This window comes from uncultured Solobacterium sp. (assembly GCF_963517755.1).
Lineage (GTDB): Bacteria > Bacillota_I > Bacilli_A > Erysipelotrichales > Erysipelotrichaceae > Bulleidia.
This window is the reverse complement of the sequence record NZ_CAUQGG010000008.1, coordinates 18,903-34,628: the sequence shown is the minus strand read 5'-3', so window position 1 is coordinate 34,628 and position 15,726 is coordinate 18,903. Positions and strand designations below refer to the sequence as shown.

At 34.8% G+C, this 15,726-nt stretch carries 19 protein-coding genes; all 19 read right to left on the bottom strand.

The window, feature by feature from the left end; translation table 11 throughout:
- The 19 genes from mobL to RWM19_RS05860 all read right to left on the bottom strand — a co-directional run bounded on the left by mobL (position 1) and on the right by RWM19_RS05860 (position 15,724).
- Positions 1 to 1,788, bottom strand: a complete 1,788-nt coding sequence (gene mobL / locus RWM19_RS05950) for a relaxase MobL (RefSeq protein WP_313984832.1) — start codon at positions 1,786 to 1,788, stop codon at positions 1 to 3.
- Positions 1,778 to 2,041, bottom strand: coding sequence for a hypothetical protein (locus tag RWM19_RS05945; protein WP_313984830.1), 264 nt, complete (start codon positions 2,039 to 2,041; stop codon positions 1,778 to 1,780). The genes mobL and RWM19_RS05945 overlap by 11 nt, the downstream gene beginning before the upstream one ends.
- Positions 2,042 to 2,068: 27 nt before the next feature.
- Positions 2,069 to 2,551 (bottom strand): hypothetical protein, encoded by a 483-nt coding sequence (locus RWM19_RS05940; protein ID WP_313984828.1) that lies wholly within the window; start codon positions 2,549 to 2,551, stop codon positions 2,069 to 2,071.
- A 479-nt stretch (positions 2,552 to 3,030) separates the two neighbouring features.
- The gene (locus RWM19_RS05935) at positions 3,031 to 3,213 is read right to left on the bottom strand and encodes a hypothetical protein (RefSeq protein WP_313984824.1); all 183 of its coding nucleotides are present in this window, start codon (positions 3,211 to 3,213) and stop codon (positions 3,031 to 3,033) included.
- Positions 3,214 to 3,271: 58 nt separating this feature from the next.
- Positions 3,272 to 3,694, bottom strand: a complete 423-nt coding sequence (locus RWM19_RS05930; RefSeq protein WP_298665271.1) for a hypothetical protein — start codon at positions 3,692 to 3,694, stop codon at positions 3,272 to 3,274.
- A gap of 529 nt (positions 3,695 to 4,223) precedes the next feature.
- Complete coding sequence (locus RWM19_RS05925) at positions 4,224 to 4,754, bottom strand: hypothetical protein (protein WP_313984819.1); 531 nt, start codon at positions 4,752 to 4,754, stop codon at positions 4,224 to 4,226.
- An 89-nt stretch (positions 4,755 to 4,843) separates the two neighbouring features.
- Positions 4,844 to 5,716 carry a peptidoglycan amidohydrolase family protein gene (locus RWM19_RS05920; RefSeq protein ID WP_313984816.1) on the bottom strand — a complete coding sequence of 291 codons (873 nt, stop codon included), beginning with the start codon at positions 5,714 to 5,716 and terminating at the stop codon, positions 4,844 to 4,846.
- Between the two features lie 83 nt (positions 5,717 to 5,799).
- On the bottom strand, positions 5,800 to 8,379 hold the full coding sequence (locus tag RWM19_RS05915; protein ID WP_313984814.1) for a helicase HerA domain-containing protein: 2,580 nt from the start codon (positions 8,377 to 8,379) through the stop codon (positions 5,800 to 5,802).
- On the bottom strand, positions 8,376 to 8,717 hold the full coding sequence (locus RWM19_RS05910) for a hypothetical protein (protein WP_313984811.1): 342 nt from the start codon (positions 8,715 to 8,717) through the stop codon (positions 8,376 to 8,378). The genes RWM19_RS05915 and RWM19_RS05910 overlap by 4 nt, the downstream gene beginning before the upstream one ends.
- The gene (locus RWM19_RS05905; RefSeq protein WP_313984808.1) at positions 8,714 to 10,192 is read right to left on the bottom strand and encodes a hypothetical protein; all 1,479 of its coding nucleotides are present in this window, start codon (positions 10,190 to 10,192) and stop codon (positions 8,714 to 8,716) included. Before RWM19_RS05905 ends, RWM19_RS05910 begins: the two co-directional genes overlap by 4 nt.
- 78 nt (positions 10,193 to 10,270) lie before the next feature.
- A complete protein-coding gene (locus RWM19_RS05900; RefSeq protein ID WP_294021941.1) occupies positions 10,271 to 10,603 on the bottom strand; it encodes a hypothetical protein in 333 nt (110 codons plus the stop codon).
- Positions 10,604 to 10,623: 20 nt separating this feature from the next.
- Complete coding sequence (locus RWM19_RS05895; protein ID WP_313984803.1) at positions 10,624 to 11,907, bottom strand: zincin-like metallopeptidase domain-containing protein; 1,284 nt, start codon at positions 11,905 to 11,907, stop codon at positions 10,624 to 10,626.
- Positions 11,894 to 12,031: a hypothetical protein gene (locus RWM19_RS05890; RefSeq protein ID WP_294021944.1), complete on the bottom strand. Its 138-nt coding sequence runs from the start codon at positions 12,029 to 12,031 to the stop codon at positions 11,894 to 11,896. The genes RWM19_RS05895 and RWM19_RS05890 overlap by 14 nt, the downstream gene beginning before the upstream one ends.
- A 56-nt stretch (positions 12,032 to 12,087) precedes the next feature.
- Positions 12,088 to 12,363, bottom strand: a complete 276-nt coding sequence (locus RWM19_RS05885) for a hypothetical protein (RefSeq protein WP_313984800.1) — start codon at positions 12,361 to 12,363, stop codon at positions 12,088 to 12,090.
- Positions 12,347 to 12,880 (bottom strand): hypothetical protein, encoded by a 534-nt coding sequence (locus RWM19_RS05880; RefSeq protein ID WP_313984798.1) that lies wholly within the window; start codon positions 12,878 to 12,880, stop codon positions 12,347 to 12,349. The genes RWM19_RS05885 and RWM19_RS05880 overlap by 17 nt, the downstream gene beginning before the upstream one ends.
- 53 nt (positions 12,881 to 12,933) lie before the next feature.
- Positions 12,934 to 13,506 (bottom strand): hypothetical protein, encoded by a 573-nt coding sequence (locus RWM19_RS05875; RefSeq protein WP_313984796.1) that lies wholly within the window; start codon positions 13,504 to 13,506, stop codon positions 12,934 to 12,936.
- A 314-nt stretch (positions 13,507 to 13,820) separates the two neighbouring features.
- Complete coding sequence (locus tag RWM19_RS05870) at positions 13,821 to 14,432, bottom strand: SprT-like domain-containing protein (RefSeq protein WP_313984794.1); 612 nt, start codon at positions 14,430 to 14,432, stop codon at positions 13,821 to 13,823.
- Between the two features lie 53 nt (positions 14,433 to 14,485).
- A complete protein-coding gene (locus tag RWM19_RS05865) occupies positions 14,486 to 15,349 on the bottom strand; it encodes a hypothetical protein (protein WP_313984791.1) in 864 nt (287 codons plus the stop codon).
- Between the two features lie 33 nt (positions 15,350 to 15,382).
- A complete protein-coding gene (locus RWM19_RS05860) occupies positions 15,383 to 15,724 on the bottom strand; it encodes a single-stranded DNA-binding protein (RefSeq protein ID WP_313984788.1) in 342 nt (113 codons plus the stop codon).
- Positions 15,725 to 15,726 lie beyond the last annotated feature (2 nt).

Below are 15,726 nucleotides of genomic sequence, written 5' to 3'. Positions count from 1 at the left end.
TTACCACTCCGTTTCTAATTCTTTATCATTATTCAGATACGCTTCAATCTCTCGATTGATTAGCCCTGTCGCTACACTAAGCTGAGAAGAGTTATACATATACTTAGCAGCTTCACTCATCTGTTTACCTGAAGAAATAACCGGCTTCTTAATCTTTACCCCAAGATTCTTCTCCACGGTCTCTTTAAATCCAGCCTTATCATGTGTCTTCAAGTAGTTGATTGCAGGAAGGCAACCCATCTCTGCAGCAACTTTGATACATCTAAAGCCATCAATTTTATTCTTGTTACACATGTCCCCTTTTACTTCATGAATTCCATATGAGTATGTAGCCAGTGGATCTCCATGTGTCATTCCAACGTACAATGTATCCATTCCTGCAGATGTCCTATCCAGTTTGAACTGTGCCTTTGCCAGGAGAATATAATCTTTTGTGTATCCATTCCTGATGGCTTGCTTTGCATATTTGACTGTCTTTAGTGGATCAGTGATTCCACCTTCACCATAGAAATACATTTTTGCTAATCTATGTGAAACCAATGCATTTAATTTAGAATCTGTAATTTTATTTACCAATCCTTCAAGTGTTTCTATGCATCCATGTAAAAAGGAATGATTCACCTTTTCACCTTCTGAATTGACATGTTCTAATTGTCTCTTCACTTCCAGGTACTCTTTCCATTCTGGATTATTACTGTTCTTTTCTAGTAAAGGTACTTCTGCCTTTTCAAATTGTCTTTCTACAAATGGCTTATCCAATCTTGCACTCTTATAATTGGCAGCTCGCATGTCTTTAATCTGATCCAAAATAATGTTGGCAATTTGTTTATGTAGTTTTTTGATTTCAGTATCTTTAATAGTTGCTATATCCGTACCTGCAGCTTTATCCATTGTTTGTGAAAGAGTATCTAGTTTTTCTAAGAAACTTTTATACATATCTTTGAGTGCATCTGAGTTTAGAAACTCCTCTGCAATCTCATCCAACTTCTCTCTATATGGCATCATCTGATAAGAACCATATTGCATACGTCCGTATCTAGGTAACACTGTAGCAAGGTCTAGAACATTCTTGATTTTTGTAAAATCATAATTGCGAGTTGCACGTATAAGTTCTCTAGTTTCTGCATCTTTATTTTTAAAAAAACGTTCTGGATCAATAGCAGTATTTTTAAAAAACTCTTCTCTCAATCCAATTTCTTTTATGATAATTGCTTTTAATTTTTTTAATTCTGAAAGAGTAAGTTTACCTCTATCCCTTGTCTTATTTTTTTCAAGATAGCACACATGCATATGTGGATGTTCTGTATTCTTATGATAGTTTTCCCACCACAGCATATTGCTTGGTCTTAATCCAATCTTCCTGAAAAACTCTGGCATGATTTTAGAAATCATGGTTGCATAATCTTTTTGACTATGTAATCCACACTTCTCTGCATAGTCATATGATGGTAAAGAAATTACCATGTCCCAAACAATATCCCCATTCTTTTTAAATGATGATTTACATGCTTCAGCAAATGTAGAAATATTATCTACAGAAAAATCTCCCATTGAAGTCATGGTCAATCCATCTGCCGCTTCTTGTCTGAAAGTGTACCCAAAGAATCCATCATCACGCTCAGCATAATACTCTTTATCTGGCTGCGTTGCCTCATCACGTTGCGTATATTCTAACCATCCACCTTTTCCAAATAATGTATCTTGTGTGATGATTCCTTTGAACCTAGAGTTCTTTGGAGCCTGACTTCCTAATTGAAAGAATCTAACTTTATCTATTTCAACCGGCATCTGTCTCAGCTACTTTCTCTTGCTTTTGCTTGGCAGGTCTATCTAATATTTTTTTCAAATCCTCTTCCAAAGTATTTTGTTTTTTGATTGCTTCAGCTTCAATATCTTCAATCTTTTTTCTAATACGATTTAATTCATTAAGTTCACTTTGTACTCCATTCTTTTGAGAAGTATACTCATTAATTTTTTTAGAAAGTTGTGCTATCTTTTGTTCTCTTTTCATAATTTCACTTAGTAATTTTTGCTTATTCATTTTCGTTTTCCCCTTCACTTTCTGTTCTTATTTTTTTGAATCACGTTGTAAATCTTGAATAGATTTTACTAAAGAAATAATTCTTGAATCAGCCAAATCACGATTTACTTTTGTTTCAATTTCATCTTCAAAATCATATCGTCCGTTAATAAATTTCAACGCAAACTCTGCTGGTTGCTCTTGGAAATTTAATGTTCTTGAAATCACCTGAACATATAAAAGTAACAGACGAATGTCATACCATTGCTTCCCAAGATCATCATTCAACTCACCAAAATATTTTTGAAATAATTCATCCATGACTTTAAACATCATCTTAACTTGTGGATCATTTTTATATTCATTTGTATTCTGTATGTAATAATTATTGATTGCTTGTTCTACAATTTCTGTTCTCGTTAATGGTCTTCTATTTTCAGAAACTGCTAATTTATAATCCATACTTTCTAACAAATCTAATTGAGATTTTGTATCATCTCCCAATCGAAAAGCCACTACATTTTTTGCCACAATCACATCACCTTCCTATCATTTATTTTTTTATTTTTCTTAAAAACTCAAATTATTTTTGCGAAAAAATAACTACGAAAAAAGCGTTTACGAACGTATTACGAAAATAAAAAAAGCGTTTACGTCGTATTACGATTTGTAATACGAAAAAATCCTTTAAAATAAACGAATTGCTCGTTGAGCAATTGCGTAACACCAAATTTCGTAATACGAAATTCCTTATCTTGCTTTCCAGACAAATAGAGCGTTTTTTGCGAATTTGGCTGGAATCATCGATTGAAAACCACGAGTATCCATTTATATGAGATACGAAGTGGTGAACCAATATAAACACGAGCAAAAAACTATTACCAAGAATCTTTTTGGTAATTTTTTTGTGAAGTGTTGCTACGTTTTTACTGCCGTGCGTAACGTCAGCCAAGGAAATTATCTTGGCTGGGTGGAGCCGGCAGTCTTTGGGGCAAATTGCCCCAAAGCCATCACTCCACTAACGCATAATTTAATAACGACATATCATCATCTTCCATGTAGAAGTCATATAACCTGTTCAATCTGTCATCATCTTCTACATCCGTTTCAATTGAAATTATCGCTTTGATAAATTCACGATGGCTCTTATCAATCATTAGTTGAAAGAGTGATTTCATAACTAAGTAATCCATATGTTCTCCTTTTCATCTGATGTTGTTGTGGGAAGATTGCTCTTCCCACATCCAACAACTATTCACCATCTAAAGTTTCCTGTACATCATCTGTAACAGGCGATAATGTTTTGAGATATGCTTCATAGAGAACTTTGAAGTCTGCGCTTCTATCAGCAGTCTTTTTGAGTTGGTCTTCATACTTTAACTCTGCCATCTTTTCATCCATCAACTCTTCAAGTTTGGAACGTTCAGAAATTGCTTTTTGCTTTACAAGATACTCTGTAACATCAACTGTGCAAATGACATCTTCAAGACACTTGCGTTGATAACCGGTAAGTGCTTCAAGTTCACTGACTGGTTCCAAGACTGTAGCAATCGCAAATTGTTCACCATAAGAATGGACAACTGCAACAGCACCTTTCTTTAGTTCCTTTGGACTGATGAAGATACGTGTTTCGTCTTCATCGTAGTTGATAATGAATCTGTAGTAGTGTTTCATGTGGAATTCCCCATCTACCTTTCGGTAGTCTTTCTAGTGCCACCCTTGGCACGACTACGCAAGAGCATAGACAAGTGAAACATTGAAGAGCCAAGCCAATGAAATGTGATTGACTTGCGTAGCCCTTGAACATTTTGAACTTGCAAGCACAGAGTGCGCCGTCCTTGACAGCTGGCTGTCACAGGATTCAAAAAGGTCAAGGGTCAATCCATGAAATCAGGCTCGTAAATGTGCAACGCCAAGAGATAAAAAACAAAGGACAGCAAAGCTGCTTGATAGAGTTTCGTCAGAAACTCGTATCCTTGTTTTGTATCTCGTCTATGCGATAAGGTCGGAGTGCCAAGGGTTGAAAGATAAATCAGAATTCATCTAGCAGTCTGTTTGCTAAAACAGATTGCTTTTAAAAAAGGAAGCCTGAGCAGAACACATTCTGCGAAGGCATCCATGCAGTTAAAGCATTTTAAAAGCAGCACACAAGACCTGAATGGTTGAGTGTGCTGCTACGTATCCATGTAAAATGATTCTTTATTTAATCACTAGTAAATGAAGCTGCTGAGGTTATTAAGATTATTATCAAACTCCAAAACAAGCATAAATAATCAACAAATCCCGCAATTCTGAGATCACCTGTACTAATCAATTCAGAAATTTTATAGATATACCAAACTCTAGTAATCAATACGAACCAGATTCGAGTGAAAATATTCCGTACTATCCATGATTTAAAGTATTGCATAAGAATGTCCTCAGGCATCCCATCGCTAAAAAATTTATTTATAATCAACTTAACCAAAAGATACAATCCACTAATACCGGCAAATAAAGTAGCGAATTGAGTAAAACCACTTCCATATATCTCAGAGAGAAACTGATATATAGCCTCAATTATATCTAGAGGTATAACCATTAAAATAAGCTTGCATATCCAACTCACAATTTTCTCAATGCCAGGAAATTGCTTTTTATAAAACAATCCAATCCCAAATAATATCCAAATGTGTAATGCACCCTTCTTTGAAAAAAAATCATAACCTTTTTTTAAAAACGCTGTAATATCCATCTTAAGAATCCTCCTTATCTTTAATTTACACTATATCTTTCCATACAAATGATACATATTTAAAAATTTTAGATTTCATAGTACGTATCTCATTTTCCCACATAACGCAATACTCCATCCCAATTTGAATCCCAATATAATCCACTACAGATTTCCTTTCCTGATGAATCACCATTAACTCCATCCCAGTCCCAATGCGCCCCTAGATCAAGTCCATTTCCAAGGTAGATTTCTGTATGTTCTGTTTCATTCAAAAGGATATCTCCCCTTTTTAGATTGGAACGTCCGCTAATAACAGCTTCATTAGAAATATCTCCTAACTCAGATCTAGGAATCCATATCCAATTTCCCGCATTGGTAAATACCAATCGCATTGAGTGTGTGGAAGTAATTGGCACATTAAATCCACCTGCATATCTCATTGCTGAACAGATCAATGAAGAGCAGTCATAATTTGGATTGCCATTTCTAGTTGCCTGAGAATAACCATGGCTATCATCATTGGCTATTTGTGTCATCCATGCAATTGCCCTTTCAACAGGCTCACCTACTGGATCGTTGATTCCTCTTTGTCCTCCAGGTATTAACGCAACAGCCAGTGATTTTACATTTGTTGATTCATCTTCACTCATTTTGAAACCATATCTTGATTCAATCTCTTTCAAGCACTCTTGTGAATCTGCATCTTTGAAGATTTGCATATACGCTGCATAATCACCATCGCTTACGATAAATTCACCTGTTGTCTTGAAATAATAAAATGAGACAGATTGTGCAAGATAATATGAGCGATAATCAGAAGGCTTATACTTAGATATACCTTGGTATTCCGGACTATTTATCCAGGCTTTTACACTTTCTTCTATGCCTTCAATATCTGTATTTCCATTCAGACCTTTGAAGAAGGATACGATTGCATTCGTAGCAGTCACTACAGGCTGTAGAACGGTGCCAATTGCCATTATAGGTACCATTCCTATCATCATAATAAGAAAGCCCGTACAAACCCATTTAAACAGCTTCTCAAAGGATATCTTCATTGTGGTTACTCAACTCCTATTTCTTTTAATTCTTGATCAGTAGCGATGATTTGAATCGGTATTCTTCTGTTGCCGCAAATAAAGATTGCTTGTCCTAATTGGAAATTCTGCAGATAAGTAATTTCATTACTATTGAAGTTGCATAATTTCAATACGTCATTACATGCATCTTTATCTAAGTACATGACGATCTTATATGTAGAGTTGTTAAAAATCGCTTTACCGTGCGTGATGATCCTGTCATCTGCGAAGTCTCGTGGTTCTTGTGTACCAACAATCATCATACAGTTATACTTTCTGGCACGTCTGTAGAATTGAGCAATCAATGGTGCTGTAGAACCTTGCAGAATCATTGTGTGTGCCTCGTCAATGATGAAGGCTGACTGGTCATTGTTATCCAGGCATTGATCCCAGGAGAACTTGAACATAATGTGATTTAAAGCTGCACTCAGATTAGAAGATGCGTTGAATAATGCTTTTGTTCCAAAGGCAATAATCTGTCTTTCTGGATTTGTAAATGTAACTGTTGTATGACCAACAAAGTAAACACTCCATTCAACCATGATACGCTGCATCTTCATTCTTAAATCCATCAAGCGATCCAATTCAACTCTAGCTGCAGTATCTTCTTTTAACTCTTTGATTCTCTCTTCCAGGCATTCATTAAATGTCTCGAATGTAGGCATATCTTCATAGTGAAGTCCCTTAAAGCTTGCAAATTGTCCATTCTCATCTCTTGTAATACCAACTTTCGCATATGCTCTAAATGTAATATCACCAGTGAAAGTTAAAGTATCTTCAGAAATATTTGGATATAAGAATTGTAATACCTGGTTAATATCTTCAATGACATTGTAGATAGCAATTTCAGTATCATACATCTTCTCATCTCCATCTTCTTCCTCTGAAGTAATCTTCTTCAGGTCAAAGATGTTGATGATATTTCCTTTTTGTCCCCAAGCAACATAGGTTCCACCATATTTCTTGGTAAGGTTTCTATTCTTATTTTCTGGATCAATCCATACAATACGGACTTTTCTCTTTATGAGGTCTCTGATAAGAAGTCCCATTGTAGTACTCTTACCTGAACCAGACTTACCAACAACAACCATATTGCCATTGATACGTTGTGTTAAGCGAGCATCACTCTTATGTGTGTTATAGAAGAATGGATCAAACATGATGATTCCCTTATTCTGTAGCTCACATCCTAACAGCATCCCTTTTGGATCTTTCAGTGTTTCAAAAACGTATGGCCATAGTCCTGCAACACCTCTAGAAGGTAGTAAGAAGCCAAAGTTCTGCTCAACGATGAACGGAGACTTTGCTTTAAAGAATAAAGGACAGGATATACGTAAAACAGCTTCTTCTAAATATCTTGCATCTGCAAGCATGAAGCCTATGCTACGCATACGTTGTTTTATATCCTTCACCATTCCTCTTAAACTCTGCAGATCGTCTGCATATACAGATAACACCATAATGACATTATGTGTTCTATCCGTATCACGTAGGATTTCCTGAATATACTCATCCAAAGATGCTAGGTCATTTTGCAGATGTTTTTTGACTTGCGGATCCCTTGTTTGGTAATACTTTCTTTCCTTTTCCTGGTACTCCATTTTTAACCCTTTAGCAATGCTTTCATCTGCAGTATCCGTTGTCATAAATAACTTGATATTTGGATTATTTACATAATCGCAAAGAATACCAAGACCGTATCCCTGTGGTAATCGCTTTATCAAGATATTAGATACGTATTTCTCGCCTATCATGTAATGATCAGGCTTTAATGAGAAACAAAATGGTGCCATTCTCGATTGTCTGATCGTACTAATCTCTGGAATGAGATTTTCAATAGGTGCATCTCTTGCATCTAATAATGGTTTTGTATTATCTACCAACTCATATTGATCTTCTGTAGCATTATATTCCATTTCGACATTTTCATATGAGAATATTCCTCTGGAATAGTAGTAATCTGGCACTGGGGTATTTTCAAAGACATATGCAATGTAGTTATAAAAATCGAATTCATTCAGCTTCGTTGGCTGGAAGCCAGCAACAGAAAACTCATTAAACAATTCCCAATAATTTTTATCCAACTCTTTTGGATCGCTAGAACGGATCATGATAAAGAAATTTAATTCTTTATATGCATCACAGAAGCTGTCTAATTTGTCGATATCTCCATCCATCATTGTCTGAATAATACGGTCATCTTCCATTCTCTGTCCTTCAATTATCTGATCAATATATGATTGGACATCAACTTTTGTTAATACAAAGCTGTAATACATTTTGAAGCGTAACTTATTCAAACAAATTCTCAGTCTATCGACATGTCGAACTTGTTCCTCATAATCATCTAAGAAAATATCATGCGGATTGACTTTAATACCTCTAACCCACGCTTCCTTATTCCCATCCTTCAGCATGATATAGTCTTCTCCAACTTCACGGATATTCATCCAATCCATTGTAGTATTTACTTTTTTCCGCAAAGTTTTTGTATCCTTCTTTGCTTTTATCAGCCTATCTTTTTGTTTCTTTTCTAGGCTAGTTAGTTTTCTTATTTTATTCATAGCTTAGCTTCCTCATCTATTGAACTTCCACCAGTATTTTGATATTCTCCAGCACTTACCCATACTTTTCTTGTACGGTTAAATAAAAAGAGTACATGTAGATACTCTAGCCAGTTGTGATAGATTCCATAAGGCTGAATCAGCATATAACCAATACCTGCAGGAAGTGCCAATAGCACGATTACAACTGCACTTCTTCCTTCCAGTGCAGATAAATAAACATACATGAAAAAGAAAGTACTAATAATACCTGCAGCAAATATCATTAGATCCAACTTCCTATATTTTCCTAAAACCAATTTTCCACTTTTAAAAGGTGCTGGACTATTAAATCTCATTCGTTACTACCTCCTTTAGCTGCATCATACATTCTATGTGCTGCTCTTGCTGCAGTAACAACATGAGACTGTCTACTCTGGATCATTCCACCTCTTGTACGTGTTTGAACAGGTCTAGATAAGCGATTTGCTGACATCTGATATAGACTTGATCCAGCCTGATTTACCATACGTCCAATTCTGCTATTACTATTCATATCTGCAATTCTTCTTGCAATAGAATTTCCGTCTGTTGTCATTCGTCTAGGTGTACCTTCACCATCTCCACTTCCCAATCCACTTATCATGGATGGATTTACACTGCTTTGTGGCATGTTAGAGTCATCTAATCCCGGTACTCCACCTGCTGTTACCTGGCTTGGGGCAATTTGCCCCAAAGGACTAGTGCTGCCACCTTCAGAACCATTTGTATTTCCGATTCCTGCTAGGATGCCTCCAGAACCTCCCGTAAGACCACCTAAAGCTTCTCCAGCTGAATGTAGTAATCCAGTTCCACCTGCTAAACGTCCGCCTCCATAAATGGCACCAGCGCCCATTGTAAGAGCCGCTCCTGCAGCCATACCACCAATACCGCTCATTGCAGAAGAAATCATTCCTAATGATTGCATCTGTTGGAATGCAGTGCCTACACCAACATCTCCTCCAAGCAACTGTGCAATACCAGTAGGTGCATTCATTACTGCAGATAAGGCACCGATGAAGAAGATTACTTTTGCTAGTGCAGAAATTGGAACGGCTGGTGTTACAGCCAATACTAAAATCACCAGCATCATCTGATAAAAGTTGGTTAAGAAATCAGCTAAACATAATTTCCACCATATCGAGAAGGTATTATTGTCTGGATCAAACATTCCAGAAAATACCCATGGTGAAATCAGGATCTTCAATAGAAGATTAATAATTCTCTGTGCAACTTGTATTCCTATAAACACAAATAAAAAGTCTGCCACACCAGCAGAGACTCCAGCAAATACAATATCAAAAGCAGACGGATAAATTAGATAAGCATCTTTTGTTGCATTCAGCTTATTGATGTCAATCGTATCTAATTTAACTTCAGAAACATCACTTCCACCATATCCTGCAGCAACCATTATTGATGATGGTTTTGTATTCTCATCAAAACCTGTAATCAATGAGCCTATGCTTTTTGTTAATCCACTTGAAATACCAGAGACTCCTTTAAAGAACCCTGGCATGAGTAAGATAACAATTCCTAAAATAGCAAACTTTTTAAATACGTCCGTTGGACTAAACTTTAGAATCTTTTCTTCATCCGTTATTGTCTGTAAATAATAAAATACAAATCGAATGATGATTAAAGAACCTGTTAAAACAAGCAATCCAGTCCACCAATTCCAAATAAAATCAAAATTTCCTAGATTCAATCCTATTAATTCTTTTAAGATTTTATAGATTTGATCCATTAATTCAAATGAGAATTTACAGAAGAACCAGATCATATTTCTAATCATGTCCAACAGCATATCTCCTGGTTTCATTTCCTCACATCCTTTCTGTTTAAAAACTTGGGGCAAATTGCCCCAGACTCTTTAAAGTCCAAAAACTTTCATGATCGCTGATAAGGCTTCAACAACAACTGCACCAGTAACAATCTTTACAACTAACTTTGACCATGGTTTCTGTTCTTGCTCAGCTTCATCTTTTCCTGTCCATTTGATATAAACCCAAATGCTTGCTGCTAAAGCCGCTAAAGGCACAAACCATAATAAGAAACTTGTTAATGGCTTGAAGAATGTCTCTACAAGTGATTTAGCTGCTCCTTCATTGAATGTTAATCCTTCAGCATGCGTAGTCATTACGTTCAATGCTGTTACAGATACTGTAGTAATTGCTGCAGATACTTTATGTCTAATATTCTTCATGTTATTTTCCTTCTTTCTAATTAAAAACTTATTCCTTCATCTTCAAAGCCCATCCCCACGATACCTTCATTCATAATGCTTGCATCACTGGATAATACTTCCTGGTTTTCATGTATTAATCTAAAGCCAGCATTGATTAGAATTGCATCTCGTAAGGTTTCATATGTAGCACTCTTTTCTTCTTCAGAATCACCCTTCTTATATGCATCGAACTTATCATTAATCCAGTCCTGATGTTCATCTAGACATCTATATTCCATCTCAGATACTCTCTCATTTAAAAAATCATCCTTGATTTTCTCCTGAATGTATTTGGAATAATCCTGTTGATTTTCCTCTTGCAACTTTTCCTGGTGTATTTTCTCTCTTGCAATCGGTGCCTGTTCTTGGACATAATCACTAATCTTTTCTGCATCTTTGATTGCTTGAAAAAGAATCTTTGGATCATTTTTTAATATTTCAATCCAAGATTGAATATACGCTTTATGATTATCTAATAGTTTAGCTTCAGTTGGCATATGTAGATCTGCAAAAAGAATAGATGATGCAATCTCTGCTCTTAGTTCTTCTTCCGCATATTCAGCACTTCCAAATCTTCCACTCAAATCCCTATTCAAGCGTTTTTCTGCTCCAGTAGAGTGTGCCGTTTCATGCAATCGTGTCGCATAATAATCCGCAATAGTTTCAAATGAATCCTTTGTAGGTAATACGATCTTGTCATCTTTCACACTATAGAATGCTCTATCACCATAATGGTTCAATTCAACACCCATTGTTTTTAAAGCTTCATCACAAAACTCTTGTAAAGCAGGCATAGATACTGTGTGTTCTCTTCGCTTAGTACGCTCAGGTACACCTTCTATACATGAGTAGTTAAATACTGTATAGGTACGTAACATCACCGCATAGTTCTGTGCTTCATTTGGATCATCGCCAACAATCTTTGCATATTCCACAAAATCAATAGTTTGTTTTGTTTCACGATTAATCATCTTGGCTATTTCAACCGGCACTCCTTCAGAACCTTTTTTTAAGTGCCATTTTTGATTAGGATGATATTTATTATCCTTATCAGCAATCTGATTGAATGTAGCCCATCTAGTATCTTCATACCCTCTTTTAGTCGCAATGTATTCCAGCAGTAGGTAATTAATTCCTCTATACCTTGTTTTTGAAATAGGATTTTCTGGTCGTGAACCTTGCCATGTCTTTTCCCAAGGGATCACGTTTTCTTCTAATGATTTTAGATAAAACTCCGCAAGCTGCTCTCTTGTCTTCGTAACAAACTTTTTATTTTCTGACATAGAACAGGATCTCCTCATCTGGATTTTCTTCTAATAGAGATGACTCTTCATCATCTTCATTGATCGTCTTCAATAATTCTTTGAAGTCATCCTCTGTCATCTCGACCTCTTGTCTTTTCTTCATCTATTACTTTCCTTTCCTGGGGCAAATTGCCCCAAATCTTTTAAAATCACTTATAACTAATCTGATAAAATCTCTAAACACATGACATAAATCAACTCATCAAAAGAAATGATTTGTTGTTCTATACCATTCTTGATGGTGTATTTACTATATTTTTTATCTTCGATGATTAGACTATTTAATTCAGCCTTATCTACTTTCGCTTTTGAAAGATTCAAAATTACATAATAACCTTCATATCTAGAACCTTTTGGAAAATATACTTTATACTCTCGTCCATCCAACTTCATTGGATCAACTTTTATCCGTAGTTGATTAAATCCCTCCTGCATCCAAATCTCCTATCTTTACCATTATCTTTGCGATTTCCATTGTGATTCTTGAAATGAGATCATCTGTAACTACTTCAAAGTTTCTCTTTGGTGTCGCATATCCTTGAAATACCATATCTGGATACTTAAGAATCATTAACACTTTATCTTGGATTGCTACCTTGTAATACAATCTCTTATTGTGAATTACTGATTCTAAGCTTTGAATCTTATACCGTTCTATTCGATGGATTGCATCTCTAGCATCACCTAGATAAATAAAATTACAGCACTTTTCTAAAATAGGAATTCCATTGAAGAAAATATCAAAAGTAACATTATTCTGTTCCTTTGTATTTAGTTCAATCGTTACACCTTTTCTCAATAACTTTGAGAATCTACTTTCCATCGCTTTTTTTAACTCAGTCACTGAGCTATAACTGGTACTGAACTCATTTTTTATTGAAGAAATCTGACTATAATAAATTAAATCAATCCCATTCTTATCACCAATCGTGTACCAGTATTCATATATCATTTCCTCACATCCTTTCTCTTTAAAAAACTTGGGGCAATTTGCCCCAAGCATTCTTAATCAAAATCAATATCTATATCTTCATCACAATAAATATCAGTATCCAAACATTTATCAGTATCCAAACATTCATAATCATTTTTTATTATAATTTCAGAATTGAGTGGTCTATCTGTATAAAATTCATTTTCAATTTGTTCAATTCCCTCCGGAAATAATGCGGCAGTTGAAAATAAATAACTCGTAGATGTTTTGTCCATCTTTTTTATACTGCAAATATAATTAGCAAATTTTTCCCTAATTTCATCTTCATTATCTTTAATGAATTCATCTTGTTCCTTCGGCAATGTATTCTGTATTTCAATTACACTATCTAGTGGTACAAATAAACTTTTTTCAAAATCCAATCCTGCTCTTTTAAAATGAGGATTATCTGTTTTAAAAGGTGTTTCAAATATTGCATTCGGAGTTTTTTTCCTACCTAAATTAGACCTTAATGGTATATACCAACTTGTTTCTTCATCATATAAACCAACATAGCTTCTGGTAGATTTATTTAATAGCTGCTCGCTTCCAGTTCTTGCTATAGTCTCTGCAATAAAATTTTCATCTATTCTAACTATTTTCATTATTGAAATTTACCCTTTCATCTAATATAATATCTATGTAAGAAGAACAGGCAGAACAAGCCTTGATTGTTCCATTAGGTGAGACTTCTTACTTTTTTATTTCTTATTAGACAACAAAAGAGAAATTTCATGTAATTTTACAATCACATGAGAAATCTCTTTTTTATATCTTTTATATTTATCAAACGATTTCTTCTTCGGGAAATCCACCCTTGTTACACTTCTGATGTTTCAAAGACTTATGCTTCTTCCATTAACTCTTCAATGTCTTTTTCCTTTCTTTTAATACTTTTTTCAGTACCCTTATAGTCACATTAATCTTGTAAGATTACACATGCATCACTCGTATATAAGGGTTTTTCTTTTATGTTGCTGAATTTATACCATATATTAGTCAACCCACGAACACCATGCTTGCAATATTTATATCCAGCCTCTTTCAACTTCGCAATTTCGTTTTTGTCATATGGAATGATATATCCTATAAAGAAACAATCTTGCTCTTTCCCTTTTACATATTCTTCTATCATTCCTAACACTTTCCCAGCCTCAGTATATGATGATAAATATTTATAATATGCTCTTAGTTTAAAAGCATTTATATACTTCAGATCCATTGCCTTAAATAAGAGCTTTTTCTGTATTGCTCTAAAATTTGATGAATGATTAGTCTTCCCTTCCATCATATACTGCACATGATGTGTTGCTTCGTGGATCAAAACGGATAATAATAGATCCTCATAATTCTCACCATTTAAAAGCATTTCTATCGTCCTTGTTTGTGTATTATACGATGCTCCTTTTGACTTCAGAGCTTTCTTTATATACTGCACTCTGAACTTCAAATAATCTTCTACTCTTTGATCATGTTTATATGCCTCTCTTATTACAGTATAGAGTTTTGATTTATAAGTAATCTCACTCATCTTTTCACATCCTTTCTCTTTAAAAAACTTGGGGCAAGTTGCCCCAAGCATTCTTAATCAAAATCGATTCCATCATCTTCCATAGATACATTCTCCAATAAAGATGAATTACTATCTTCTATGATTACATCTTCCTCTACAGGCATTACAACCTCTTGTTGTGTTTCTATCACTTCTAGTTCTACTGATGTTGTATCTTCTATTTGACTTTTGCTAGATGCCTTACTATAATCAACCTTAGAAAAAGCATCTGTTGTTTCTTGGGACAATTGTAAGTCCGCAGAAGATTCAATAGATGCTTTTGTTATTTCACCAGTGGTTGAAGGTAATTCGTTTTTTTCTACTTGATTATGTACAACAGATGGTATATCATTTGTGTACAGAGATAGTATGTCTAGGGGCAATTGGAGCCCTCGAGAAGCTACCTCTCTTTTTTTATCTGGATTTATCCAGACTTTTTTATTTTGCTCTATCGCATTATTTAAATAATTCTCAAAGTTCTTTTTATCGTAAATGCTAGCGACTTCATTAACTTCCAGATAACCTTTTCCCTGATTTTTTCTTATAACTGCAATTATTGGATATTGCTCATTATTAAATTTATCTAATAAGAATACAATCGAATCATCTCTATCTTTAGACTCAACACCAAGCAAAGTATTTTCTAACATTGTATCTGCATTAACAAGAACAGATACTGGAATATTATGTTTAATTTTTAATTTTCGAATTACGGATGGCTTGATTGTTATTGGTAAATCATCAATACCTGTATATGCTAATTTCTTTGAATCGGAATGAACAATAAGAAAAGTATCATCAATCAATCCATATTCATATTCAAGCAACTGTTTCTCCCAAGATTTTAGATTACCATTCTCATCTAATAACTGTTTATTCCATTTTTTCTTTCCCATTTATATTCCTCTATAAAATAGCATTCATACTACCTATTCTTCATCAATGACTTCTGTATCTCTTTTTATAAATAAATGGCAATCATCCACATACACTTCTGTTACATAGATTTTCTTATCATCCTTCTCATAGGAACGTGTATGTAACTGTCCTTCCAACTCAATCCGATTGCCTTTCTTACCATAAGAACCTAAATAATCAGCAACTTGTCCCCATGCAACGCAATTGATAAAGTCTGCAGCATCCTCCTTGGATCGAGTACGTTGTACGGCAACTGTAAAGTTTACTACGTGCTTGCTACTTTCTCCTTCAGTTGCCTTTACTTCAACATCTCTAACTAAATTTCCTGATAAAATTACTCTGTTATTCCACATTT